This is a genomic window from Roseovarius sp. SK2 (assembly GCF_028807495.1).
Lineage (GTDB): Bacteria > Pseudomonadota > Alphaproteobacteria > Rhodobacterales > Rhodobacteraceae > Roseovarius > Roseovarius confluentis.
The window spans coordinates 97,909-118,654 of sequence record NZ_JARAMK010000005.1; the positions used below are offsets into that span (position 1 = coordinate 97,909).

Here is a 20,746-nt window from a genome sequence, read left to right on the forward strand (position 1 = left end):
TGTGGTTCCAGGTGTAGTTTACAGCGCGTCCGAACCGGACTCGCCGGTGCGGATGCGGATGGCTTGTTCGACGGGGCTGACGAAGATCTTGCCGTCACCGATCTTGTCGGTCTTGGCGGCATCGACGATGGCCTCGATGGCGGCGTCGACCTGATCGTCGTCCAGCACGACGTCGATTTTCACTTTGGGCAGGAAATCGACGACATATTCCGCACCGCGATAGAGCTCGGTGTGGCCCTTCTGGCGGCCGAAGCCCTTGACTTCGATCACCGAGAGGCCTTGTACACCCACCTCTTGAAGCGCTTCTTTCACTTCATCGAGCTTGAAAGGCTTGATGATCGCCTCGATTTTTTTCATGGGTCGACTCCTCCGACTGACTTGCGGACTTTGCAGATCATTTCTGTTAACGCGGCACAATCGGATAGGAGGCTCGGGCGGAGTTGTGGCAGGGCGAACCCTTTGAGTGATTAAAATTTAGGCGTGTTGACTTATTTTTGCGCGGAATTGAATCGAAAAGGAGCGGGAATGACCGAATTGCTTACCGCGGCCCAGATGCGCGCCATCGAAGAAGCCGCGATTGCGTCGGGCGAGGCGACCGGGCTGGACCTGATGGAACGCGCCGGGCGCGGCGTGGTCGCAGCAGTATTCGAAGAGTGGCCAGAGTTGGCCGCGGCACCGCACCGGGCGGTGGTACTGTGCGGGCCGGGGAACAATGGCGGCGATGGGTTCGTCGTGGCGCGGTTGTTGAAGGAGTGGGGCTGGGACGTGGAGGTGATTCTCTATGGAGACCCCGCCAAGCTGCCTCCGGACGCACGTGTGAATTACCAGCGGTGGTCGGCGATGGGGAAGGTTGGCGACATGAGCCGCGACATTGAGCATCGGGAAAAATCCGACCTTTTCGTGGATGCCGTGTTCGGAACAGGACTCTCCCGGCCCGTGGAAGGGGGACTTGCGCAGGTTTTGGTGGCGTTCGATGGATTTCGAGAGTCGAGACATGTTCGCACCGTGGCTGTGGACATACCCTCAGGGCTTTGCGCCGACAGCGGTCGCGCAATGGGTACCTTTGCGACCGCAGATCTGACGGTAAGTTTCCATGAGGCCAAGCTGGGGCATTATCTGTCACGCGGGGCGCAACAGGCGGGCAAGGTGGTGGTCAAGAGCATCGGGCTCTCCCAAGATGCCGCGCCGGACGGGGTTGTGCGGTTGGTGGACCGGGTGCCCGGTGGGCGACTGCGCAAGGCGGCGACGTCGCACAAATATGGCCACGGACATGCGCTGGTTCTGTCAGGAGGCGCGGGGCGCACCGGGGCCGCACGGCTGGCGGCGCGCGGGGCGCTGAGGATCGGGGCGGGGCTGGTAACACTGGGCGTACCGCCGAATGCGCAACAGGAGGTGGCGTGTCACGTGACGTCGATCATGCTGCGTCGGGTCGAGGGTGGCGACGGGCTGGCAGCGGTGCTGGAGGACGGGCGGTTGAATGCGGTCTGCCTGGGGCCGGGGCTGGGCGTCGAGCGGGCGCGCGAGTTGGTGCCGGCGGCGCTTGCGGGGGGTGGGTTGGAAACCCACCCTACACGGTCGGTGGTGCTGGATGCGGATGCGCTGACGGCGTTTGCAGAGCAGCCGGAAACGCTGTTCGGCATGTTGCATGAGCAAAGTGTTCTGACCCCGCATGCCGGAGAGTTCGCGCGGCTGTTCCCGGATATTGCCGAGAAGCTGAACGCGGCGCCCACCAGTGGCCCGGCCTATTCCAAGGTGGATGCGACGCGCGCGGCGGCGAACAGGGCAGGATGTGTCGTGTTGTTCAAAGGGCCGGATACGGTGATCGCCGATCCCGATGGTCGCTGTTCGATCACCTCTGCCCAGTATGAACGGTCTGCACCCTGGCTGGCGACGGCGGGGGCAGGGGACGTGCTGGCCGGGTTCATTGCCGGGCTGTTGGCGCGAGGCTTTGCGCCGATGCAGGCCGCGGAGACAGGGGCATGGTTACATGTGGAATGCGCCCGCTCTTTCGGTCCGGGCCTGATCGCCGAGGATCTGCCGGAAGAGTTGCCGAAGGTGTTGCGCGTATTGAGTGTGTGAGGTCCCGGGTCAGGCCCGGGACAGGGTCACGCGGCTTTGGACAGCGCTTCGATATCGGTGGTGCTGGCCACTTCGAGCCCGTCGACATAGACGATGTGGGGCGTGTCGAAATCGAGAGTATAGAGTGTCAGGTCCGCCTCGCCCTCGTCGGTGATGAATTCGCCGTCGACAAGCTGCGAGATCTGTACCACGGCGCGCTTCGAGCCGAACATCGCCTCTGCCCGCCAATCGCGGATCAGCAGGGATTGGCCTGCGGGAAGCAGGACGTCGCGCACGGGGCGGGTGTGACCGAGCGATCCAGCCTGAACTCGGATCGCCCGGGTGCGCAGGGTTTGAACCGGGATGTCCTTCAGGATGGCCATGCCGGTGTCGCGCGTGATCACGCGGTCCCCGGGGCGGAGATCTTCCACCGTTTTCTCGCCGTCCAATGTCATGATAACTGCACCGGCGGCAAAGCCGCTGGCCTGCGCTTTGGCCCCGGACGGATTTATCCCGCCTGTGCCCCCGACCGTTTTCGGTTCCATGGGCTATCTCGCTCTGTTTTCTGCCTCAGATTTTTTATCACCATACGTCAAGATTTCGTTAATGTCGCGCGTTTTGTTCAAGGGCTGGGCAAATTTGGTGGATGTGTTGCGGGGGAAATTGTCCTCGCATCCATCCGAAGGCTTTGCTAAGACGCGGCTCGATGCGGGTGTGGCGGAATTGGTAGACGCACCAGATTTAGGTTCTGGCGCCGCAAGGCGTGGGGGTTCAAGTCCCTTCACCCGCACCACGAATAGCATATTTTGCACGCGTATGCACGAAAATGCGTGAAAAATGGGGAAAGATTATCCCCCGAAAATTCCCCCACTTGCCAGAATCGCGCATGTTTGTGCATGGTATCCCCCATACAGCCCGCAGGCGTGGGGGATTTATGGCGAGCATCTCAAAGCACGGGAAAAAGTGGCGGGCGCAGGTCGATCGGCGCGGCAAGCGCATGTCCAAGGTTTGCGAAACCCGCACCGAAGCGAAGAACTGGGCCGCGCGGCAAGAATACCTGATCTTGCACGAGGACGAAACCCGTTCGGCCATGCCCTTCGGGGATCTGCTGGACAAATACGGGCGCGAGGTCTCGTCAAAGAAGCGTGGCGGGCGCGAGGAAATCGTGCGCATTGAGCGGCTGCGGCGGGACAAGGTGGCCAAGGTGCCGATTGGCGAACTGACGGCGGCGGATTTCGCAGACTGGCGGGATCGACGCTTGAAGGAGGTCAAGGGATCGTCCGTACGCCGGGAAATGGAGCAGCTATCGGCGGTGCTGACCGTGGCCCGCAAGGAGTGGGGTGTTATCTCGCACAACCCATTGCGGGACGTTCGCAGGCCCCCACAGGGGAAATCGCGCGACAGATTGCCGACAGCGGATGAAATTGAGCGACTGAGGTTATCGGCTGGCGAGGATTTAAACAACGCGACGGCGCGGGTATTCCATGCGTGGTTGTTTTCCATCGAAACCGCGTTGCGGGCCGGTGAAGTGGCGGGGCTGACGTGGGGCGATGTTGACCTAGAACGCAGGACGTTGCGGCTGACCATGACGAAAAACGGAACGTCTCGGGACGTTCCTCTGTCCACTGAGGCCGTTCGGCTGTTGCGAGTGCTACCCGACATGGGGGATACCGTGTTCGGCCTCACCAGCGCGTCTATCAGCGCCCTGTGGGCCAAGCTGCGCAACCGGGCAGGGGTGGACAACCTGACGTACCATGACAGCCGTCACGCGGCTATTACGCAGCTTGCGCGGAAGCTGGATGTTCTGGATCTGGCGCGGATGGTCGGGCATCGGAATATCTCTCAGCTTATGACCTATTACAATGCTACCGCCGAGCAACTGGCTCAGCGGTTGGATTGAACGCGGATCATGGTGGCCCCGCATTCTTCGCGGGTTTCCAGCTTGCCGGATGCGACATAGCGACGAACGGTCGAGACATCCCGGCCAACGCGCTTGGCGTACTCCTTCACTGTGAGCCATTCCGGCGCGGGCTGCATCTGCACTGCGTCCAGCTTGGCGTCGATGGCGTCAAGGCGGGCCAGCAGGCTTTCCAGCGCCTCGGGTTCTACCAGAAACATGGTTCGTTCAGTCATTGCTTACCTCCATCCGGGCGGCAGTCGTGTCTTTCACGGCCAGGAGCATGAGTTAGGTGTCCTTTGGCATCGGCTGGCCGCAAGTCGGGCATTTGCGCGACCTGGGCAGCGAGCAGGTGCAGCCCCATTCCATCACGCGGTGCCAGCATTGCGGCTGTTCATAGGTGCAGCGCATCACCCGTCCCCCATATCCAGCATTGATAGGACGCGGCGGGCGTCCTCAATAGCCTGATCTGCGTTATACAAGCCGCTATCGGTCGGCGTATGCCCCCCATGCGCCCACACCCCTGCGTCCATGTCAGTCCCGCACATACAGCAGCCGGTTTCAAAAGAAGCGTGCGGCGCGGTCATGTTGCTCAAGCACAGCCCTAAGGCCGCCCGCGCCTGTTCCAGTGCTGCGGAGAGGGCGCGGAGGGTGGCGGCGGTCTTTTCGTGGGTTGCCATGCGCATTGGATAGGCTTCACCGTCCACGCCGTTGTCTGCGATTGTGAACTGATCATGCGTCAGCGCCAACCGCTCCGCATGCTCCGGGTTTGTCAGATCATCCATCGACTTTGTCTCCTTCGGGCTTCTTGAGGGCATCAAGAACGTGAACAAGACAGTTGACACAGCGGTCGTCATCAGGTCTTCCGCACTTGTCCTTGCAGTCCTCATCTATCGCAGCTTTTCCAGCCTCAATCGCCTCGTTCCACACCCTCGCGTCACGGGCTTCCATCGCGGCGGTGGCGTCGGAGGGGGTGAGGGCGCGGATGGCCTTGGCCTGAGCGTCCAGAAGGCGTACCTCCAAAGACTTGGGGCCGAACTCCGCTGCTGTAGCTGGGACGTTTTCCTCTAGCGTCCATGCCGCCGCCTCATACGCTGCTGCCACGGCCTCGGCCTGCTGGCGGGTGGCGAGGTCGGCGGCGTATTCTGCCACTCGACGGGCAGCACTTTCTGTGTCTTCCCATTCGACGCCGAGTGCGGCCTTGGCGATTGCTTTTTCCGGTGCTTCGGTGTTACTGGTCATGGGGTTGGTCCTTCCGCCGGTCAATGCGATCAATCTCGGCGGCGATCAGAGCGCCTGCGCGAACTAGATCTTCGCGTGGCGTCTTTGGCTTCCACCAATCTTTTGACCAAGGCCAAATTGGTTTTGGGCAATCCTCTGGGTCAACGCTGTTCCGGGCATAACACGCAGCAGCATCAGCCATTTCACCGGCTACGTGCGTGTCGTCATGCTCTGGTGTCCAACCCTCTTGCTCGATCTGCCGTTTACGTTCGGCGGCAATGCTCTCAATTCCTTTCATCTCTCATCTCCTTGTGTGTGACCGGCAGCGTTCCCAAGGCCCCGGCCATGCTGTTCCACATAAGTTCCTTTGCTGTGACCGCAGGTACGCGGGTGCGCCACGTCCACTGGCTGCGGGGGAGTTGATGAAAGGCGCGGGCGATCATGGGGTTTCCCCGCAGGTGTCGCACTCGATCCATGTTTCGCCGGTTCGACAGTCAAGGTGCGGCTCCATCACGCCGGGGCACGGCTTGGGCTTGTAGCCGCGTGGTGCGTCTTCGTCCGGCTCGTGGTATCGCAGGCACGGCTGACCATCCTCGGTGCCAACCTCGTGCCGTTCGTCATCCGGTGAGGCGAGTTTCCATGCGTCGTAAGTCTGCATCTCTCATTCCTTTCGTTAATGTGCGCCGGGACCGGGGAGGAGGATCGGCCCCGGCGCTGTCCGCGCGGGAGGAGTGCGCGGGGTTCAAAGTGCTTCGTATGCATCCAGAGCAGACACCATCGCGGCCTTGGCATCGTTGGTGCATTCGTACTTCTCGGGCATCGGAGGGTCGAAAACGGCTCGGGCGCTGTCGTAGGATTGCCACTCCGATAGGTCGTGCATCGCCCGCACCACCGCCTCCGCCGCCAGCAGCTTTTTCGCCATAGACGGGGCTAGTGCTATGAGGCGCATGTTGTACGTGCCGCCATCGTTTTGCGCTCGGGTCACTTCGGTGGTCACAAGAATGTCTGTTTCGTCGTTCCAGATTTCTTGGTAAAAGGTCTTGCACCGATCCCCGTAGCTTTCGCAGTCGTGGATGCGCCAAGGCCCCTCAGTCGTCTGCCCCTCAAGCTTGCGAAGTTGTTCAATCAGGTCAGTCATTGGTTTTCCCTCAGTCATTGTTCCGCACCGGCGTTCCGTCGAAGCGACGGTAAGAAATCTTTTGTTTCGGCTTGGATAGCCCGCGTTGGCGCTTGTCCTCGCGCCGAACCTTTGCGGCCCGCGGCGCGCTGACATTCGACGTAATGGCGCGGTGGCAGTCGGAGCGGATGCACCAGCAGTTATCTAGGCTGTTGTCTCCGCCGATTGCCGCCTCAACGCGGTGATGGTATTCGGGCCGTTCTTTGGGATGCTTGCCGAAGGGCTGGCCGCAGCCGCATTCGCAAACCCCGCCGGCGCGGTCCCATGCAGCCCTCTTGGTCTTCATGGTGAATTCGGCGCGTGTCATGCTGCGGCCTCGATCACTGCGCCGCTGAATTCCTCTATGAAAACTTGCGCGATTTGCGGGACGATGGCATTGCCGTAACCGCGCAGGCGTCCCACTCGGGCGGGTATCCCATGATCCAACGGGAATGTGCCGGGTTCAACTGGCCTCCACTTGGCATCTCGGCAAAAGAGCCAGTCCGCGTCTCGCCAGAACTCGTCAGGCGCATGGGGCCTACTTCCTGCACCGCCATCCCAAGCGTCAGGCCAAATCCGTTGTTCCCGTGCTTTTTCTTGCACTCTTCCCGGCGTTCCCGCCATTTCGTGTCCGTGTCGTTCTGTGGCCCCGCATTGGCCGTCGGCCAGCCCGCCAGCCACACCGTTCGCCCCAGCAGTCCGTTGATCGGTGCCGTGCCCTCCGACGCCCCGTCCTTGTGGTCCCGCGTCGTCGCCGTCGGCCAGCCTGCCATTGCCGCAGCCGTCTGAATGTTCAGACCGCCCGCTCGGCCCTGCGTCCCGGCCCCGGTCGAAGCTGACGTGTGCGCCGTCGGCCAACCGCTCAACTGCCCCACCTGCGGGAGAGGCCACGCAGGCCCCAGCGCCGAGCACAGCGCCAAAAAAGAGACGCTGACGGATGTGGGGTGCGCCCGCGCCCGCAGCGCACAGATCGGCGGCCCCGACTGCGTATCCCAATCTTTCCATTTCAAGCCGTAGATCAGAGAGCCAATTTCGCCCAGCCGCGCTTGCAACCTGTTCGCCAAAGATCGTTGCAGGCCGGCACTGTTCGATAAGACCGAGCCAGACAGGGGCGAGGTGTCGCTCGTCGTCGTATCCTTTTCGCTGTCCTGCCTGGCTGAATGGCTGGCAGGGAGCACTTCCGGTCCAGACGGGCTTTTCGTCTGGCCATCCGGCGAGGCGCAGGGCGTGTGGCCACCCGCCGATTCCTGCGAAGAAGTGGCATTGCCCGTATCCTCTAAGATCTGAAACAGCGACATCTGCAATGGATCTGTCATCGACATCCCCCTCGGGCAGGTGACCGCGAAGGATGAGTTCGCGCAGCCATGCGGCCGCCTTTGGGTCGTTCTCGTTGTAATATGCAGCACGGCTCATGCTGCCCTCCCATACCGCTCGTTGTAGCGGGCCAGATCGTCGGGCGGCTGCGTCAGGCTGAGCCCCATTTCCATGCAGCGCCGCTCAATCTGGTCGAGAAACCGGCACATCTGGCGGACCCGCATCAGACGCGTAACGGGGAAGTCCAGATCGCGCATCACCCGGATCTTGTCCTCGTATGTGAGGTGCTTGACCGTGGCGTCGTAGGTGTCTCGAAACTCGGGATCATCGCCCCGAAGTATCGGAATGCCGACGGTCAGCTTCCATTCGGCGTGCACGTCTGGCGCCTCTCGGTCGCCCAGCTGCTCCGCAACCTCGTTCGCCCAGAGCCAAGCAAGACGGTTCTGCTCGTGGCTCCGGTCTGCGCCTTTCTGCCATGTCACGGTGACGGGCAGCTTGACCTCGCAGAGCAGGCGCACGAATGCGTCAACGTCTTCGGTGGTGCGGAGAATGCGGGAAGCCACTATTGCGTCTCCATCTGGTCGACGTTGCGCTGGTGGACCTCGAAGGTGTAAGCGGCCACCCACGGGTTATCCGCCCAAGGCGCGCGAGCGGCGTTGAGGCTGTCCCAGAGGCTGCGAAACATTCGGGATGGACCACCCGGCCAAAACTCGCCGTCAATGCAAACGTCTTGTCCCGCCACAGGATTAACCGCGCAGTCGACGCCCTCTGCAAGAGCATCCCTATCGCTAATCTCCTGCAACCGCTGCACCCGCACGTCCGTCACCCGGAGCGTCAGGCGGCTGGCCCAGCGGGGCATGTGGATCGAGGGGCGTAGGCGAAGATGCTTGGACCAGTCTATAGATGGGTGGCTGGCCATAGTGGCCTGCATGTCGGCCAAATGCTCATCAACGTCGCTTTGGTCCGCTGCAAAAACTGCGTACTCGCTTTCGCCGTCATCCGTCAGATAGTGCGCCTCCCGCACCCAAAGCAGATCGCCGACGGCGTAGGGAACAAACCGATAGTGCGGAAATTCGTCCAGCGTCACCCAATCGCCCCGGTCGAAGTCTTGCCAGCCCCAGCATGACGGGTCGTTTCGGTCGTCGTATCGACCGCCGCAGAACTCCGGCATTACGCCTCGATCTTTGATAAGCCGCCGCGTCTGCGTCTTGCGGCTGGCGAGTAGAGCCCGGATCATCGGCGCGCTGAAAAGTATCGGTTTGGTCTGCATCAGATCAGCCCCTTTTCGGAAGAAAACTGGCCCAAGTGGTTTCGCGGCCTTTTGGCGTGGTCGTGACCGGCGTTTCCGCGACGGCAATTCTCTTGATGCGTGACGGCCTCAAGATGATCTGGATTGCAGCAAGACCTGTTCCTGCAAAGGTGATCGACTTCTTTTCCTTCTGGAACTGGACCGATATAGGCCTCAAATACAATTCGGTGCGCAAATCGCATTTTGCCATCGTCTGACTTTACGTGCGCATACCCCTTAGGGGTAAGTTTGCCGGTGTACTCCCAGCATCCAGATTGAGTTTTGACGACCTTGGACAGCACCCTGTTTAGGGCGGTTTCACCATACAGAACTGAAGTGTTCAGTGATCCAGTTCGGTATTTTCTGAGGTAGTGTTTTCGACACAGCCCCTTTGCTAAGTGCTTTCCACCGCAGTTAGATACGCGACATGTTTTCGCCGGGTCTGCCTTTAGAGACAGGCAACCGTTGCGCCGCATCCTGCTCCAGTGCTTGTTGCAAAATCCCTTTGCGTAATGCGGCCCATTGCAGCCCGAAACACTACAAGTCTTCATAGGAGACCTCGTTCTATTGCAAGCCATTCCGGCAGCGTGACAACGTGCGTCGCTCCCTCTGGCTCGATCTCGACTTGCGACAGAGGAAGCCAAACCGCATCGGCTTTGTCTCCCGTGTCGCTGACCAGAACGGCCTTTCCCGTTTCGTGGTGAAGGTGGACGGTGATATCTACGACGTCGCTGCGCATCACCCGGCCCCCAGAATGACAGTGTGGTCCAGAACCGCGGCGCGGGCGTCCTCGTAGTCCCACTCCCATTCCTGGGCGAGGTCAGCGAGGATAGCCTTGCAGTCCGCGCCTTGCTTGGTGGAGTGGGCGGCGCGTTCGCGGCGAAGGTATTCAGCGGCGAATTTTTCAGCTTCGGTCATGCCGCCACCTCATCGCCGGGGCGCATCGTGGACCGCTTGGGCAGCCCGCGATGGCGACCAGCGGAATGAACGCTGTTGGCAGACACGCCAAGCTGGTGCGCTATCTCCTTGAGCGTGAGGCGGGAGTACCAAAGGCGGGTAAATTCCTCGGTGTCGTATATCGGGTTGCGTGGGCGTCCGGCGGGCATCAGGCTGCAAGCCCCACTGCTTCAAAACGCTTCCAGACCTCGCGGGTTTTCCGAACATCATCGGCGCAGTATTCCGCGATCCGCTCGTGCTCGCCGTTGGCCCATGCCTCGGCCACCATTGAGCCGTCGAAGCCGTCCTTGCCGGGCAGGGCAAGCGCCTGGCACAGCTTGTCCATGCTGACGGTCCCGCGCGTGCCGGCCCATGCCAGCATTGTGTCGAAGATCGTTTTGTCCCACGGCTTCGGATCACGGGGCAGGGATGCCGGCACCTTCACGCCAAGCACAACGGCCCGGCACAGAATGAAGCGCAGGTCAAAGGCGCCCACGTTGTGTCCGACGAAGGTCAGCCGGTGGAAACTGTGGAAACTGGCGAAGAACGCGCGAAGAATGTCGGCCTCTTGCTCGACCTCGTAGGCGTGCGCGGTCACAGGGTCTTCGTCGTCAATGGCCCAGCCGATGGTGCAGATATGGCCAAGTGCCGGGTCAAAGCTGGTTTTGGCCAGCGCCTCGGCGGCGGCGGCGTCACGGTTCTCGGCAAGCCATGCCTCGATGCTCTCGGGCTTCTTGATGTTGCCGGGTGCCTTAACTTCGTCGCGGAAGAACTCGCGCACTTCGTCTGACTGCGAAGGGATGGTTTCAATGTCGAGGAATACGGTCTTTTCCATGGTGTCTCTCACTGGTGGGGAATTTCGTCGTCAACTGTGTCGGTGACGCTTTCGGTGTCGTCGGCAGTCTTTTCCAGCGCGGCTTTGCGCTTGTCCTTCGCCTCGATCACTGAGGCGACGTGCTGAACGGGCTTGGGCAGGTCGGACCAGATGGCGCGCAGGCGTTCGAGCGTGTCGGCATTCGCCAAGCTGTCCTTGGCGTTGTCTACAGCATCTTGCGAAGGCGCGTTGTCGCTCTGCTTCCTGCCTTCGTCGCCCTTGTCCTCCGGCTCATCCTCGGGGCCGTGCAGGTCCCCCTTGTGCCAAAGGTCGAGGGCCGCACCGAAGCGCATGGCAGCGTTCCGCAGGGCATCCCCGATCACTTCCTTGATGGCGTCACCGCCGCGCTTGCCGTCCGGGTGGCCATAGCCAAGGCGGGTCTGGCCACAGACGGTCAGCTTGATCCACATGCCGCCGTTGTCGTCCATGAGCGGCGTTCCGACCTCGCTGAACGCCACAGGCTCCCAGTTCCAATTCGGGTCGCAGTCCAGCAGCCGATCGGTCAGGGCGGCGTGGCCCACATAATCCAAGTGAACGACTTGCGGGTGGTGCCACTGGCCACATTGCTGACAGCGGATGCCCTTCTTGAAGTCGTTGCGGACTTCTTCGGTCTGGCGTTTGGTCGGCTTTGGTAGTTTGGAAATGTGATGCGGCGGGAAGGGCTCGCGCAGCAGATCGAGGCCCTGCTTGGGCTTCTCGACCGTTGCGGCCTTTTCCTTGTCGATCTTCTGTTGTGCAGTCATGCTTCATTCCTTTCCGTGAGTGGCGGCTCAGAAGCCGAAACCGTGGAGGATTACCCAAGCGCCCCATATGGCGGCGATGAAGGATGTGAGGCCGATAACGCCTTCGAGGATTTCGCGGATCATGCGTCAACTTTGGTCAAAAGGTTGTCCGTCATGGCGCAGGTCACGCCGCGCAGCGGGGCAACGTACTCGTCGTCAATGCTGTTCTCGGTGGCGTAGTCCACGGCGCTGGCAACGCGCTTGAGGTATTCGTTCGTTACCGCCTCTTCGGGGCTGGGCAGGCTAGCAATGAAGTCGCGGGCTTTGGAAAGGCCTTCTTCTGGCGCGTCACAGTAAAAGGACTTAAGCCAATCACCGGAGAGCGACCTCGCCTTTATGTCGCTTTCAATGCAAGCCACAAACCGACCAGTCGTCACCTTAAGATCTGCTTTCGGCGCGACAACACCCTTATCGCTCATGGCCTTGACCAGATCGGCCAGCGCGTCCTGAATTTCAGTAATCGTTTTCATGGGTTCAAATTCCTTTCTGACGAATTTCGAGGATGCGGGCGCGGTAACGCCCTTCCATCCGCTTTGCGGCTTCACGGCAGGCCGTCATTGCGGCGCGGCGCTCTGCCTCGGTCATGGCGTCAACACGGCCTTCACGCCCGCCGGGTACGAAGGCCCCGAGAAAGTCCAGCGCGGCCTGATACCAGTCCGATGCGATGGCGTTGCGGTGGGGGCGGGTGCCGTACATGGCCAGTTGCTCAAAGGTCTCGCAGTGATGCGGGCCACGGCGGGTCCAGATGGCCTTGGCCATGTCGATCACGGTGCAGACGGCTTGAATGCGGCGAACGGTGTCAGCGTGGGTGTTGCCAAGTGCGGGAAGAATGTCCCCGGCGTCGGTTGCAGCTTCGAAGGCTGCGATCTGGTGGGCTGGCATGTTCATGTCGTTTCTCCCGCCTCGTTAAGCGCCGAGATCAAATCATCACGGGCGGCGGCACGGGCGGCACGGGCGGCGGCACGGGCGGCGGTATCGGCGGTATCGGCGGCACGGGCGGCGGCACGGGCGGCACGGGCGGCGGCACGGGCGGCACGGGCGGCGGCACGGGCGGCGGCACGGGCGGCGGTATCGGCGGTATCGGCGGTATCGGCGGCACGGGCGGCGGCACGGGCGGCGGCATAGGCGGCGGCGTTCATTTCTCCCGCAACGTCCTCACCAATCGCGCGTCGGTGCAGCAACGCAACAACACCTTGCACCGCCTCGATTTGCTGTGACCACTCACCGTCAAGGCTGTGCAGCGTCTTGAGTGCGGAATACTCTCCGGTATCCAGTTGACGGATCAAGAACAGGTCGCGCGCCTTGTCGAAATCGACCGGCTTCGAGACCGCTTCGGCCACTGACAGGGCAAAGTGTTGACGTGCCTTTTCTTCGTCGTCCGCACCTACGTCAGCGTCAAACAATGTGACGTTCAATTTCGCCAGCCATTCAGGCCAACCGGCAGTTACGCATTCAGCGGTGCATTTTGCCTGTGGTACTGCGGCGCTCATCATGCAGACGGCGCTATCACCGTCGCCCCATGTGCCGGAGGTCAGGATACCCGCGTCGATAGCAGCGCGGATGCGGGGAAGTGCTTCGGGGATGGTGGTGGTCATGTCGTTTACTCCCTTCGCCGTGTTTGGCTATGGGAGGAAGTTACTACGCGTTTTGCTTAGTGACAAGCCCAAAAATAAACAAATTGCGTAGTGCCTAAAAATCGGCAGTTGGAACGCAACGGGAACACGTTATGCTGAAACGATTCGTGGAGGTGTTATATGGAAGAGAAGACTCGGCTCAAGTTATTGAAAGAGGCGCGCAAGAATTCTGGTATGTCTCTGGACTTTTGGGATGAGTTCACTGACGGGATGGATCAGAGATTGCTCGAAATCCTGGTGGGCAGGTCTTCGATATTTCCGAAATACAGAAATTCGAGCGGAAGCTTGTAGGTCTTGCGTAGCTTTTTCGCAGCAGACAGAGTTAGGTCGCGCTTGCCGTTTTCAAACGGGCCGTAGACCTGCATCGACAGGCCAGCCCGCTCGGCAAACTCTTTCTTTTCAAGCCCTAGCGCTTTTCGCGCGGCTTCCAGTCGTGCGGCCACTGCTTCGCGGCTATCTTCAAGCTCTTCCAACATATCGGAGACAATAAAGATTTCTCCACAGGGCGCACTGCGCATTTTGCGTATTGCATTGCTAAGCATATTGCGTAGTATGGCGGGCATGAAACAGAAACCCGCCCCCAAAACGATCCCGGATTTGATCGGTCTCAGTGACCGGCAAACCTTTGAAAAAGAGATCGGCGTCAAAACGCAGGTCGTGACCCGTGCGCTTGCCGACGAAGCCATGCCCCCGCGCTGGTACATCGCCGTTCGCGACTACTGCGCCGCACGAGGCTTTGCTGCGCCAGACCACCTTTTCAAGTGGCACGGGGCTTCCGGCGGTAAGCAAACGGCAAACCGCACCGCAGACAGCACTGCGTGAAGTTGGTCCAACACTGATCCATCCCTCTGCCATGACAGCAAATTGGCAGGGGCCACCGCAAGAAGCAAAACAATGAGGTTGCCTTAGATGGCCGACGAAAGAGCATACTTCCACAGCCTCATGCGCGGGATGGTGGTCAAGCACTATCCCAAGCAGAATTGTGCCGCTCGTGAGATTGCCGAATTTTGGGCGGGGCGCGGCCTCGAAGACAGCGAAGTCGATTACGGCGGATTTTCCCGCAAGATGCGTGGCTCTCGCGAGTGGTCTATCAACGACTTTCTCGCACTGACCTCTATCACTGGCTCGCAGCGCGTCGTGCAGGCCATCAACAGCCGAGACAGTGAGAACACCGGCGCAGCCGATAGCGTTCACATTCTCGCGGCCCGTGCCGCCAAGGAAAGCGGCGAGGGTATAGAGGCGGCGCTGTCCGACCAAGACCTCGCCAAAGCCTATGCCGAAGCGGACGAAGCGGTGAATGCGTGGGAAGCGCTCCGCGATCGCCTTCATGCCGATATTAAAGCAGCCGAACAGCGCCCCGAGACCAACACCGTCCAGATGCGGGGTGCCGCGTCATGACCAGCACAAGTTCAATCCACCTCCCAGCCGGAGGCCGCACAGGCCAAGCCGGGAATTCCCTGACCACTAAGTCATTCGCCGGTTCTCTTGCGGTTGACGAGGACTTTTCCCAGCCCATGACAGGCCAGCAGAAGCTTTGGCAGGGCGTGGTGATGCAGGCCCTCATGGACGCAACTCAGGGCATTCAGAAAGGCGCGAAAACCGAAAGCGCTCGCATTCTTCACAACACACTGAACAGAGAACGTGAGCGGGCCGACACCTGGATCAGGGACTGCGGCAGCAACTTCCGCTTCGTCTGCGATTTGGCTGGCATGGACCCGTATTTCATTTCCGACGCCTACCGTGCCGGCCGAATTGACGGCAAGCGCCTGCGGGCGAAAACGGGAGAGGGGGCGGTATGAACGCACCTGAATCACCCCACGCGGGCGAGGACCATCAGACCACGGTCGCTGTAATCCACGCCCTGAAAGACGGCCTCGGCGTCGAGGACATGCAAGTCCAAGGCATCGCCAGCGCCGACTACGCGCGCCGCGTTATCGACCGTCTCCGCAACTCTGAACTTATCGCACATGTGGTCGCGCCAAAGTCGCGCGAAGCCCGGACACTCAAGGGTGCGAAACTGTCATGACCATATTCCGCCGCCTCCGCCACCGCCGCGCCCTTCAAGCCGCAGACGAAGCACAGGACACCTACAACACCGCCTGCGCCCGCAAGGACACCCGCGCCATGCATTCGGCATGGATAGCCCTCAGAGCCGCACGTCTCGCGGCTATGCGGCTGGAGGTGAGGTAGATGAGCCTGCAAGATTATCGCGCGTTCGTGGAAAGCAAGACCCACCTTGCCGGTGAGTTTGGATTTGAACCCGTTTACGAAAACCCGAACTGCTTCGACTTTCAGTCGGATCTAATTGGATGGGCGTTGCGGCAGGGTCGCGCTGCGACATTTGCAGATTGCGGTCTTGGAAAGACGCTTATGCAGCTTGTGTGGGCAGAGAATATCCATCGCAAGACCAATCGGCCCGTGCTGATCCTAGCGCCATTGTCGGTGTCGTCTCAGACAGTCGAGGAAGCCGCAAAGTTCGATATCGAAGCCTACCGATCGACAGACGGCACTTGGCCATCAGGGAAGGGCATCATCACTACCAACTACGAGCGCCTACATCACTTCGACTTGTCGGACTTTTCCGGCATTGTCTGTGATGAAAGCTCGATACTTAAAAACTTCGACGGGGCAATACGCGCCTCGATCACACGGGCGATGCGCAAGGTTGAGTATCGCGGCATGTACACCGCGACACCAAGCCCGAACGATTATACCGAACTCGGAACCTCGTCTGAAGCCTTGGGCGATATGGCCTACATGGACATGCTGGCGACCTTCTTCAAAAGCAACGACGACACGCTTCACCCGGCGCACATTGGCCAGAATTGGCGCTTCAAAGGCCACGCCGAGCCGCATTTCTGGCGTTGGGTCGCAAGCTGGGCGCGGGCCATTCGCAGGCCCTCGGACATTGGCTATTCGGATGATGGATGGGTTCTGCCGGAACTCAAGGAAATCCATCACGAGATCGAAAGCAAGCCTCTCGACGGCAATCTTTTCGCCATGCCCGTCAAAGGGCTTCCGATGGAGCGGGAAGAAAAAAAAGCCACGATCAATGAGCGGTGCGAACTCGCGGCAGAATTGATCCAGGGTCACGACAGCGGCGTGATGTGGTGTCAGTTCAACGCCGAAGCCGACTTGCTGGCGGATATCGTTCCGGGCGCTGTTAACCTTTCGGGGTCCGACAGGGATGAGGCCAAGGAAGAAAAATTCCGCGCGTTCCGTGATGGTGAAATCAAGTACCTCGTCACGAAGCCGAAGATCGCGGCGCTTGGCGTGAACTGGCAGCACTGCGCCGCCTGCACCTACTTCGATGACTACAGCTATGAGCAGTACTATCAGGCCGTTCGCCGCTTCTGGCGCTTCGGTCAAGAACGCCCAGTGACCGTTCACCAAATCGGCACGACCAGCCTCAGCAATGTCGCCAAATCCAGAAAGCGGAAGGCCGAGGCTGCGGACAAGATGTTCCAGGAAATGATGCGCCACATGGTCGACGCTCAGTCGCACCGCAAGATTTTTGGGAACGGCGACAAGCCGGAATTTCCCGCATGGATAGGAGAATAAGAATGACCGTTTCTGACCAGATCATTACCGACGACTACGCGATCTACAACGGCGATTGCGTTGAGGTCATTTCGGACCTGCCGGACGGTATCGTAGACATGTCGGTCTACTCGCCACCTTTCGCCGGGTTGTTTCAATATTCCGGCGACGAGCGGGATATGTCCAACTGCTACAATTACGACGAGTTCTATCAGCAGTATGGGTTTCTGGTCCAGCAAATGGCCCGCGTGACAAAGCCGGGCCGGATCAACTGCGTTCACTGCATGGATATCGGCGAGGATGCAATCGGCACGGTACATGACCTGCCGGGCAACATCATTCGCCTGCATGAGCAAGCCGGGTTTCAGTTCATGGGCCGGCGGCTGAAGTGGAATGAGCCGCTTTCTGTGCGCCTTCGGACGATGGTTCGAGGTCTCGCGCACCAGACCATTTGTGAGGATAGCGCCAAGTCGAGCATCGCGAACGCAGACTACATCCTCTTCTTTCGCAAAAGGGGTGAAAACAAGGCCCCCGTCACACATGAGCGCGGCTTCACCCGCTACTTTGGCGAGGAACACATGCCCGACGAGGTTCGCCAGTATCGCGGTTTTGATGGCGACCAAAAGCAAAACAAGTTCTCGCACTTTGTCTGGCGTCGATATGCCTCTAGCGCCTGGATGGATATCAGGGCGTCCAACAAGCAAAAGACCGGGTGCGGACTGACTGCGCGCGCTGTGGTCGATGATGGTGAGGCGCGCGAACCGGATGACGTGAAGCACGTTCACCCGCTCATGCTCGATATCATTCACCGCTGTGTCGAGCTTTACACCAACCCCGGCGAGACGGTCCTTACGCCATTTATGGGTGTCGGATCAGAAGTCTATTCGCCGGTCTACCTTGGCCGCCGCGGCATCGGGGTGGAGCTTAAGCAAAGCTACTACCGGCAGGCCGCAAAGAACATCGCCAAAGCGAAATCTGATTTCATCTCGGATGGTTCCGGTGACCTGCTTTCGCTTGCCGCGGAGTGACCCACACCACTCGCAACCCTAACCACAGGAGAGAACCATGCTGGATATCATCGGATGTAGTCCGTCAGTCGGAAGCCTTCGCCACGACCCCATGACCGTAAGCGAGATCGACGCGCACCCCGACCGGGATCGCATATGGGCGACCATCTCCGCCATGTCTGGCTGGGCGTCGAATGAGCGCGACGAAGGCTACGAGGAGGGCGCGGCGGAAGTCGATGATGCCATCAGTGAAGAGTTCGACCGGTGCGAAGAAGAACTGGACCGTTGGATCGAGAAGTTGACCGATGATGCGGAGGTCATGACCAAGGAATGGCTGGTTGATCAACTGATCGCGGCCAGCGCCAAGGAAATCCTGTCATGAGGCTCCAAGTCGAAGCCCCGCAAATCCGTGCTGCCGTCGAGGCCGCATCAATCCCGCTCCGCCGTGGGCATGTGCCAATCCTCGATTGCCTGCACGTCATTGCCGAAAATGGGCGCTTGCGCTTCATCGGCACCAACATGGACGTGGAGGCGCAGGCGACGTGCGAAGCGTCTGTCTCCGAGGAAGGCAGCTGCAACGTCAACGCCGCCGATTTGGCGCGCGTGGTCAAGTCGTCCAGCGGCGTCATCTCCGCCCATATCGACGATATCTACCTTCGCCTCGAATCCACCGGATCGAACGTGGCTTTGCCGATCCTCGATCAGGAGTTTCCGCGCCTCAAGAAGCCCGAGGACCACGAGGAAATCGAGGGCGCAGAGCGGGCTTTTCGTGGCCTGACGCCGTTCATGATGAAGGACGACACAAACGCCATGGGCGGCGTCTGTCTGGACGATGGTAACGCGGTTTCCACCACGGGCAAACGGCTGGCCCGGTTCGGCATCACTGGCGGCAAAGGTCAGGTTATCCCTGGCATGGCTATCGCCGCGATATGCAAGGCCATGAAGCCAGGCGCGCGTCTGTTCGCGGGCGAGCGGACATGGCGCGTGGAGGCCGAAAACATGGCGCTGGCCGGCAAGCTGGTCGAGACCAAGTTTCCCCCGTGGCGGCGGATTGTGATCGAGCGGAAGCCCATTTGCTCCTTCGACGCGGATGAAATGATGGCGGCTGTTGACCGTGCATCCCTTGGGCGGGCGCACCACCTGTTCATTCAAGTCGCAGAAGGGGCCGCCACGCTGACAGGCGAGAAGTGGCCGGCCCAGCACATCGACGCCAAGGCAACGGTTCGGTGCGATGATGGATGTATCGACTTTCTGTGCCTTACCTCCGACCTGATTGAGTGCATCAAGCCGTTTTCCGGGTCCGTGGTCGATATGTCTGCCACGCCAAATGCCTATCGCTTCTCGGCCAGTGAGCGACCTGACGACTTCACCATGATGGGCGCGGTGACAGACCACCGCAACCGGCTTCCGCAAGAACCGGAGGCTGCATGACGAAGCAAGTCCTTATCCGCCTTCCCTGGCCCCCACCCAAAACCAGCGCCAACGGTTCTCAAGGCGACTTTCGAGGCAAGGCAAAGGCCGCAAAGTCCTACAAGGCGACCTGCGCTTTGGAGTGCATGGCGCAGTGCGTTCGCCCCATTGAGGCCGAGGGCAATATCCCGGTTCGCATCACCTACCACCCGCCGACGCGGGGGCGCGTGGATTGGGACAACCTAGCCAACCGGGCAAAGCAGGGATGGGACGCCGTAGCAGAGGCCATAGGCGTCGATGATGGTCGCTGGTGGCCTGTGGTGTCCGAGAAGGGCGATCCGGTCAAGGGCGGCGCTGTGCTGGTGGAGGTAGGCGCGGAGGGTGCCGACAACTGGCGGCACGTAGGCGGCATCGTTGCGAATATGGTGAGGGGATCGGGCAAGTGAACGAGATACGGGCGATCAGTGAAAACTACCTCAAGGCCAAGTGCATCGAGGCAATGAACTTCGGGCAGTCCGAGGTGGCGGAAGCCTACCACGCATGGCTGATCGAGGTCGAGCATTTCAACAGGAGGGCGCGCCAATGAGCGGATGGTATGCCATGAAGCGTGGATGGATGGACCACGAGATATTCGAGTCCAAGCAGCCCTACACAAAGCGAGAGGCGTGGGTCTGGATCGTTGAAAACGCCGCCTACAAAGAAACGCCTATCGACATCGGGGGAAAGCCCTACACGGTTCCCCGCGGCGGCATGTGTTTCGCCCTTCGCTTTCTCGCTCAAAAATGGCGGTGGAGCGTCAAGGCGGTTCAGACGTTCCTGTCACAACTTGAAGCCCACGGAATTGTGCAAGTCAGCGTGGCAAAGACCGGGACAGGAACGAAGACAAAACGGACACAAATAAACCTTTGTAATTACGACAAATATCAGCAGGTGAGCGACAAAACGGAAACAAGAGAGAAACAAAAGAGCGACAAAGAAGAACAAGTAAACAATATTCCCGTAGGGGGCGCTGATGCGCCCGATCCGGACAAAGTTCTTTTTCAGAGCGGCGTTCAAATTCTCACACACTCCGGCATTCCAGAAAAACAGGCTCGCAGCTTGCTGGGTAAGTGGCGGGGTGCCCACGGGACTGAGGCAGTTATCACCGCACTGGGCAGAGCGCAGCGCGAAGGAGCGATTGAGCCAGTGGCATTTATCGAAGGGTGCCTGAAATTCCAAGCCAAGAAGGCGCGACCGGAAATCGGACAAACCCGCACCACACCGGACGGGCGGAAGCAGGTCTACGTTAACCACTACGACGGATGGGTGCAGGAATATGCTTGATATCGACCAATACGAAAACACGGCGGCGTGGCTCGAATACTGCGACGGCATGAGCCGGTTCCAGGCGGAAACGGAAGCCGCTCGCCGCCAAGGCTACCAGAGATGGGAGGCAGTCAATGAAATCAGCAAGCGAAATTCTGGCGGACAACGGGATCGAGGTCAGGCGGCAGGCGGGGACGCAGCGCACGATATGCCCGGAATGCAGCCCACATCGAAAGAAGAAGCGCGACCCATGCCTGAGCGTGACGTTCAAGCCGGACGGGATCGTTTGGCATTGCTGGCACTGCGGGTATAGCGGGGGAGAAT

General features: G+C 60.2%; 35 protein-coding genes and 1 tRNA gene. 15 read left to right on the plus strand and 21 right to left on the minus strand.

The window, feature by feature from the left end; translation table 11 throughout:
• Window positions 1–18: 18 nt before the first annotated feature.
• Complete coding sequence (locus PVV74_RS11520; protein ID WP_103764005.1) at window positions 19–357, minus strand: P-II family nitrogen regulator; 339 nt, start codon at window positions 355–357, stop codon at window positions 19–21.
• Between the two features lie 168 nt (window positions 358–525).
• Between PVV74_RS11520 and PVV74_RS11525 the strand changes: the two genes are divergently transcribed.
• Window positions 526–2,079 carry an NAD(P)H-hydrate dehydratase gene (locus PVV74_RS11525; protein WP_274593288.1) on the plus strand — a complete coding sequence of 518 codons (1,554 nt, stop codon included), beginning with the start codon at window positions 526–528 and terminating at the stop codon, window positions 2,077–2,079.
• Window positions 2,080–2,105: 26 nt separating this feature from the next.
• Here PVV74_RS11525 and PVV74_RS11530 read toward each other — a convergent pair whose 3' ends face one another.
• The gene (locus PVV74_RS11530; protein WP_103764003.1) at window positions 2,106–2,603 is read right to left on the minus strand and encodes a Hint domain-containing protein; all 498 of its coding nucleotides are present in this window, start codon (window positions 2,601–2,603) and stop codon (window positions 2,106–2,108) included.
• A gap of 163 nt (window positions 2,604–2,766) precedes the next feature.
• On the opposite strand from PVV74_RS11530, the gene PVV74_RS11535 reads away from it, so the two are divergent.
• Both PVV74_RS11535 and PVV74_RS11540 read left to right on the plus strand, forming a co-directional pair.
• Window positions 2,767–2,851: transfer RNA gene (locus PVV74_RS11535), tRNA-Leu, on the plus strand.
• A 33-nt stretch (window positions 2,852–2,884) separates the two neighbouring features.
• Window positions 2,885–3,958, plus strand: a complete 1,074-nt coding sequence (locus tag PVV74_RS11540; protein ID WP_274593289.1) for a tyrosine-type recombinase/integrase — start codon at window positions 2,885–2,887, stop codon at window positions 3,956–3,958.
• Here the strand turns inward: PVV74_RS11540 and PVV74_RS11545 are convergent.
• The 19 genes from PVV74_RS11545 to PVV74_RS11635 form a co-directional block, all read right to left on the minus strand.
• Window positions 3,943–4,191 carry a hypothetical protein gene (locus tag PVV74_RS11545; RefSeq protein ID WP_274593290.1) on the minus strand — a complete coding sequence of 83 codons (249 nt, stop codon included), beginning with the start codon at window positions 4,189–4,191 and terminating at the stop codon, window positions 3,943–3,945. The two genes, PVV74_RS11540 and PVV74_RS11545, sit on opposite strands and share 16 nt — an antisense overlap.
• Window positions 4,192–4,365: 174 nt before the next feature.
• The gene (locus tag PVV74_RS11550; protein ID WP_274593291.1) at window positions 4,366–4,740 is read right to left on the minus strand and encodes a hypothetical protein; all 375 of its coding nucleotides are present in this window, start codon (window positions 4,738–4,740) and stop codon (window positions 4,366–4,368) included.
• A complete protein-coding gene (locus tag PVV74_RS11555) occupies window positions 4,733–5,197 on the minus strand; it encodes a hypothetical protein (RefSeq protein WP_274593292.1) in 465 nt (154 codons plus the stop codon). Before PVV74_RS11555 ends, PVV74_RS11550 begins: the two co-directional genes overlap by 8 nt.
• Window positions 5,187–5,474 (minus strand): hypothetical protein, encoded by a 288-nt coding sequence (locus PVV74_RS11560; RefSeq protein ID WP_274593293.1) that lies wholly within the window; start codon window positions 5,472–5,474, stop codon window positions 5,187–5,189. The genes PVV74_RS11555 and PVV74_RS11560 overlap by 11 nt, the downstream gene beginning before the upstream one ends.
• 141 nt (window positions 5,475–5,615) lie before the next feature.
• A complete protein-coding gene (locus PVV74_RS11565) occupies window positions 5,616–5,834 on the minus strand; it encodes a hypothetical protein (RefSeq protein ID WP_274593294.1) in 219 nt (72 codons plus the stop codon).
• Window positions 5,835–5,918: 84 nt separating this feature from the next.
• On the minus strand, window positions 5,919–6,314 hold the full coding sequence (locus PVV74_RS11570) for a hypothetical protein (RefSeq protein ID WP_274593295.1): 396 nt from the start codon (window positions 6,312–6,314) through the stop codon (window positions 5,919–5,921).
• 10 nt (window positions 6,315–6,324) lie between these two features.
• Window positions 6,325–6,660 carry an HNH endonuclease gene (locus tag PVV74_RS11575; protein WP_274593296.1) on the minus strand — a complete coding sequence of 112 codons (336 nt, stop codon included), beginning with the start codon at window positions 6,658–6,660 and terminating at the stop codon, window positions 6,325–6,327.
• Window positions 6,657–7,745 carry a DNA cytosine methyltransferase gene (locus PVV74_RS11580; protein WP_425061835.1) on the minus strand — a complete coding sequence of 363 codons (1,089 nt, stop codon included), beginning with the start codon at window positions 7,743–7,745 and terminating at the stop codon, window positions 6,657–6,659. The genes PVV74_RS11575 and PVV74_RS11580 overlap by 4 nt, the downstream gene beginning before the upstream one ends.
• Window positions 7,742–8,209 (minus strand): hypothetical protein, encoded by a 468-nt coding sequence (locus PVV74_RS11585; protein WP_274593298.1) that lies wholly within the window; start codon window positions 8,207–8,209, stop codon window positions 7,742–7,744. Before PVV74_RS11585 ends, PVV74_RS11580 begins: the two co-directional genes overlap by 4 nt.
• On the minus strand, window positions 8,209–8,916 hold the full coding sequence (locus PVV74_RS11590) for a hypothetical protein (RefSeq protein WP_274593299.1): 708 nt from the start codon (window positions 8,914–8,916) through the stop codon (window positions 8,209–8,211). Before PVV74_RS11590 ends, PVV74_RS11585 begins: the two co-directional genes overlap by 1 nt.
• Window positions 8,916–9,512 carry an HNH endonuclease signature motif containing protein gene (locus tag PVV74_RS22880; RefSeq protein WP_425061836.1) on the minus strand — a complete coding sequence of 199 codons (597 nt, stop codon included), beginning with the start codon at window positions 9,510–9,512 and terminating at the stop codon, window positions 8,916–8,918. The genes PVV74_RS11590 and PVV74_RS22880 overlap by 1 nt, the downstream gene beginning before the upstream one ends.
• A gap of 160 nt (window positions 9,513–9,672) precedes the next feature.
• Complete coding sequence (locus PVV74_RS11600) at window positions 9,673–9,852, minus strand: hypothetical protein (RefSeq protein ID WP_274593301.1); 180 nt, start codon at window positions 9,850–9,852, stop codon at window positions 9,673–9,675.
• Window positions 9,849–10,040: a hypothetical protein gene (locus PVV74_RS11605; protein WP_274593302.1), complete on the minus strand. Its 192-nt coding sequence runs from the start codon at window positions 10,038–10,040 to the stop codon at window positions 9,849–9,851. Before PVV74_RS11605 ends, PVV74_RS11600 begins: the two co-directional genes overlap by 4 nt.
• Window positions 10,040–10,705: a 3'-5' exonuclease gene (locus PVV74_RS11610; RefSeq protein WP_274593303.1), complete on the minus strand. Its 666-nt coding sequence runs from the start codon at window positions 10,703–10,705 to the stop codon at window positions 10,040–10,042. The genes PVV74_RS11605 and PVV74_RS11610 overlap by 1 nt, the downstream gene beginning before the upstream one ends.
• A gap of 8 nt (window positions 10,706–10,713) precedes the next feature.
• Entirely contained in the window at window positions 10,714–11,487 is a 774-nt protein-coding gene (locus PVV74_RS11615; protein ID WP_274593304.1) for a hypothetical protein, read from the minus strand.
• A gap of 119 nt (window positions 11,488–11,606) precedes the next feature.
• Window positions 11,607–11,996, minus strand: coding sequence for a hypothetical protein (locus PVV74_RS11620; RefSeq protein ID WP_274593305.1), 390 nt, complete (start codon window positions 11,994–11,996; stop codon window positions 11,607–11,609).
• A gap of 4 nt (window positions 11,997–12,000) precedes the next feature.
• On the minus strand, window positions 12,001–12,414 hold the full coding sequence (locus PVV74_RS11625) for a hypothetical protein (protein ID WP_274593306.1): 414 nt from the start codon (window positions 12,412–12,414) through the stop codon (window positions 12,001–12,003).
• Window positions 12,411–13,121 (minus strand): hypothetical protein, encoded by a 711-nt coding sequence (locus PVV74_RS11630; protein WP_274593307.1) that lies wholly within the window; start codon window positions 13,119–13,121, stop codon window positions 12,411–12,413. The genes PVV74_RS11625 and PVV74_RS11630 overlap by 4 nt, the downstream gene beginning before the upstream one ends.
• 254 nt (window positions 13,122–13,375) lie before the next feature.
• On the minus strand, window positions 13,376–13,678 hold the full coding sequence (locus tag PVV74_RS11635; RefSeq protein WP_274593308.1) for a helix-turn-helix transcriptional regulator: 303 nt from the start codon (window positions 13,676–13,678) through the stop codon (window positions 13,376–13,378).
• Window positions 13,679–13,721: 43 nt separating this feature from the next.
• Here PVV74_RS11635 and PVV74_RS11640 point away from each other — a divergent pair, with 43 nt between their 5' ends.
• From PVV74_RS11640 to PVV74_RS11695, 12 genes are all read left to right on the plus strand, one after another.
• Entirely contained in the window at window positions 13,722–13,982 is a 261-nt protein-coding gene (locus PVV74_RS11640) for a hypothetical protein (protein WP_274593309.1), read from the plus strand.
• A gap of 87 nt (window positions 13,983–14,069) precedes the next feature.
• Entirely contained in the window at window positions 14,070–14,558 is a 489-nt protein-coding gene (locus PVV74_RS11645) for a hypothetical protein (protein ID WP_274593310.1), read from the plus strand.
• Between the two features lie 116 nt (window positions 14,559–14,674).
• Window positions 14,675–14,959 (plus strand): hypothetical protein, encoded by a 285-nt coding sequence (locus PVV74_RS11650; RefSeq protein WP_274593311.1) that lies wholly within the window; start codon window positions 14,675–14,677, stop codon window positions 14,957–14,959.
• Window positions 14,956–15,186, plus strand: coding sequence for a hypothetical protein (locus PVV74_RS11655; RefSeq protein WP_274593312.1), 231 nt, complete (start codon window positions 14,956–14,958; stop codon window positions 15,184–15,186). The genes PVV74_RS11650 and PVV74_RS11655 overlap by 4 nt, the downstream gene beginning before the upstream one ends.
• Before the next feature lie 164 nt (window positions 15,187–15,350).
• Window positions 15,351–16,721 carry a DEAD/DEAH box helicase gene (locus tag PVV74_RS11660; RefSeq protein WP_274593313.1) on the plus strand — a complete coding sequence of 457 codons (1,371 nt, stop codon included), beginning with the start codon at window positions 15,351–15,353 and terminating at the stop codon, window positions 16,719–16,721.
• 2 nt (window positions 16,722–16,723) lie between these two features.
• On the plus strand, window positions 16,724–17,728 hold the full coding sequence (locus PVV74_RS11665; RefSeq protein WP_274593314.1) for a DNA-methyltransferase: 1,005 nt from the start codon (window positions 16,724–16,726) through the stop codon (window positions 17,726–17,728).
• A 37-nt stretch (window positions 17,729–17,765) separates the two neighbouring features.
• Window positions 17,766–18,089 carry a hypothetical protein gene (locus PVV74_RS11670; protein WP_274593315.1) on the plus strand — a complete coding sequence of 108 codons (324 nt, stop codon included), beginning with the start codon at window positions 17,766–17,768 and terminating at the stop codon, window positions 18,087–18,089.
• Window positions 18,086–19,138 carry a hypothetical protein gene (locus PVV74_RS11675; protein ID WP_274593316.1) on the plus strand — a complete coding sequence of 351 codons (1,053 nt, stop codon included), beginning with the start codon at window positions 18,086–18,088 and terminating at the stop codon, window positions 19,136–19,138. The genes PVV74_RS11670 and PVV74_RS11675 overlap by 4 nt, the downstream gene beginning before the upstream one ends.
• On the plus strand, window positions 19,135–19,563 hold the full coding sequence (locus PVV74_RS11680) for a hypothetical protein (protein WP_274593317.1): 429 nt from the start codon (window positions 19,135–19,137) through the stop codon (window positions 19,561–19,563). Before PVV74_RS11675 ends, PVV74_RS11680 begins: the two co-directional genes overlap by 4 nt.
• Window positions 19,560–19,703 (plus strand): hypothetical protein, encoded by a 144-nt coding sequence (locus tag PVV74_RS11685; protein WP_274593318.1) that lies wholly within the window; start codon window positions 19,560–19,562, stop codon window positions 19,701–19,703. The genes PVV74_RS11680 and PVV74_RS11685 overlap by 4 nt, the downstream gene beginning before the upstream one ends.
• Entirely contained in the window at window positions 19,700–20,440 is a 741-nt protein-coding gene (locus PVV74_RS11690) for a hypothetical protein (RefSeq protein WP_274593319.1), read from the plus strand. Before PVV74_RS11685 ends, PVV74_RS11690 begins: the two co-directional genes overlap by 4 nt.
• Window positions 20,433–20,735 (plus strand): hypothetical protein, encoded by a 303-nt coding sequence (locus PVV74_RS11695; RefSeq protein ID WP_274593320.1) that lies wholly within the window; start codon window positions 20,433–20,435, stop codon window positions 20,733–20,735. Before PVV74_RS11690 ends, PVV74_RS11695 begins: the two co-directional genes overlap by 8 nt.
• Window positions 20,736–20,746 lie beyond the last annotated feature (11 nt).

What these genes read in the sequence shown, in the direction of transcription:
- PVV74_RS11620 (WP_274593305.1), bottom strand. Translation starts at nt 11,996, where the DNA reads ATGAAAACGATTACTGAAATTCAGGACGCGCTGGCCGATCTGGTCAAG.
- PVV74_RS11560 (WP_274593293.1), bottom strand. Translation starts at nt 5,474, where the DNA reads ATGAAAGGAATTGAGAGCATTGCCGCCGAACGTAAACGGCAGATCGAG.
- PVV74_RS11640 (WP_274593309.1), top strand. Translation starts at nt 13,722, where the DNA reads ATGAAACAGAAACCCGCCCCCAAAACGATCCCGGATTTGATCGGTCTC.
- PVV74_RS11660 (WP_274593313.1), top strand. Translation starts at nt 15,351, where the DNA reads ATGAGCCTGCAAGATTATCGCGCGTTCGTGGAAAGCAAGACCCACCTT.
- PVV74_RS11555 (WP_274593292.1), bottom strand. Translation starts at nt 5,197, where the DNA reads ATGACCAGTAACACCGAAGCACCGGAAAAAGCAATCGCCAAGGCCGCA.
- PVV74_RS11590 (WP_274593299.1), bottom strand. Translation starts at nt 8,916, where the DNA reads ATGCAGACCAAACCGATACTTTTCAGCGCGCCGATGATCCGGGCTCTA.
- PVV74_RS11570 (WP_274593295.1), bottom strand. Translation starts at nt 6,314, where the DNA reads ATGACTGACCTGATTGAACAACTTCGCAAGCTTGAGGGGCAGACGACT.
- PVV74_RS11645 (WP_274593310.1), top strand. Translation starts at nt 14,070, where the DNA reads ATGGCCGACGAAAGAGCATACTTCCACAGCCTCATGCGCGGGATGGTG.
- PVV74_RS11655 (WP_274593312.1), top strand. Translation starts at nt 14,956, where the DNA reads ATGAACGCACCTGAATCACCCCACGCGGGCGAGGACCATCAGACCACG.
- PVV74_RS22880 (WP_425061836.1), bottom strand. Translation starts at nt 9,512, where the DNA reads ATGGCTTGCAATAGAACGAGGTCTCCTATGAAGACTTGTAGTGTTTCG.
- PVV74_RS11675 (WP_274593316.1), top strand. Translation starts at nt 18,086, where the DNA reads ATGAGGCTCCAAGTCGAAGCCCCGCAAATCCGTGCTGCCGTCGAGGCC.
- PVV74_RS11680 (WP_274593317.1), top strand. Translation starts at nt 19,135, where the DNA reads ATGACGAAGCAAGTCCTTATCCGCCTTCCCTGGCCCCCACCCAAAACC.
- PVV74_RS11600 (WP_274593301.1), bottom strand. Translation starts at nt 9,852, where the DNA reads ATGACCGAAGCTGAAAAATTCGCCGCTGAATACCTTCGCCGCGAACGC.
- PVV74_RS11630 (WP_274593307.1), bottom strand. Translation starts at nt 13,121, where the DNA reads ATGACCACCACCATCCCCGAAGCACTTCCCCGCATCCGCGCTGCTATC.
- PVV74_RS11540 (WP_274593289.1), top strand. Translation starts at nt 2,885, where the DNA reads ATGCGTGAAAAATGGGGAAAGATTATCCCCCGAAAATTCCCCCACTTG.
- PVV74_RS11520 (WP_103764005.1), bottom strand. Translation starts at nt 357, where the DNA reads ATGAAAAAAATCGAGGCGATCATCAAGCCTTTCAAGCTCGATGAAGTG.
- PVV74_RS11670 (WP_274593315.1), top strand. Translation starts at nt 17,766, where the DNA reads ATGCTGGATATCATCGGATGTAGTCCGTCAGTCGGAAGCCTTCGCCAC.
- PVV74_RS11635 (WP_274593308.1), bottom strand. Translation starts at nt 13,678, where the DNA reads ATGCGCAGTGCGCCCTGTGGAGAAATCTTTATTGTCTCCGATATGTTG.
- PVV74_RS11565 (WP_274593294.1), bottom strand. Translation starts at nt 5,834, where the DNA reads ATGCAGACTTACGACGCATGGAAACTCGCCTCACCGGATGACGAACGG.
- PVV74_RS11615 (WP_274593304.1), bottom strand. Translation starts at nt 11,487, where the DNA reads ATGACTGCACAACAGAAGATCGACAAGGAAAAGGCCGCAACGGTCGAG.
- PVV74_RS11695 (WP_274593320.1), top strand. Translation starts at nt 20,433, where the DNA reads ATGCTTGATATCGACCAATACGAAAACACGGCGGCGTGGCTCGAATAC.
- PVV74_RS11580 (WP_425061835.1), bottom strand. Translation starts at nt 7,745, where the DNA reads ATGAGCCGTGCTGCATATTACAACGAGAACGACCCAAAGGCGGCCGCA.
- PVV74_RS11610 (WP_274593303.1), bottom strand. Translation starts at nt 10,705, where the DNA reads ATGGAAAAGACCGTATTCCTCGACATTGAAACCATCCCTTCGCAGTCA.
- PVV74_RS11575 (WP_274593296.1), bottom strand. Translation starts at nt 6,660, where the DNA reads ATGACACGCGCCGAATTCACCATGAAGACCAAGAGGGCTGCATGGGAC.
- PVV74_RS11665 (WP_274593314.1), top strand. Translation starts at nt 16,724, where the DNA reads ATGACCGTTTCTGACCAGATCATTACCGACGACTACGCGATCTACAAC.
- PVV74_RS11550 (WP_274593291.1), bottom strand. Translation starts at nt 4,740, where the DNA reads ATGGATGATCTGACAAACCCGGAGCATGCGGAGCGGTTGGCGCTGACG.
- PVV74_RS11650 (WP_274593311.1), top strand. Translation starts at nt 14,675, where the DNA reads ATGACAGGCCAGCAGAAGCTTTGGCAGGGCGTGGTGATGCAGGCCCTC.
- PVV74_RS11605 (WP_274593302.1), bottom strand. Translation starts at nt 10,040, where the DNA reads ATGCCCGCCGGACGCCCACGCAACCCGATATACGACACCGAGGAATTT.
- PVV74_RS11525 (WP_274593288.1), top strand. Translation starts at nt 526, where the DNA reads ATGACCGAATTGCTTACCGCGGCCCAGATGCGCGCCATCGAAGAAGCC.
- PVV74_RS11690 (WP_274593319.1), top strand. Translation starts at nt 19,700, where the DNA reads ATGAGCGGATGGTATGCCATGAAGCGTGGATGGATGGACCACGAGATA.
- PVV74_RS11545 (WP_274593290.1), bottom strand. Translation starts at nt 4,191, where the DNA reads ATGACTGAACGAACCATGTTTCTGGTAGAACCCGAGGCGCTGGAAAGC.
- PVV74_RS11625 (WP_274593306.1), bottom strand. Translation starts at nt 12,414, where the DNA reads ATGAACATGCCAGCCCACCAGATCGCAGCCTTCGAAGCTGCAACCGAC.
- PVV74_RS11530 (WP_103764003.1), bottom strand. Translation starts at nt 2,603, where the DNA reads ATGGAACCGAAAACGGTCGGGGGCACAGGCGGGATAAATCCGTCCGGG.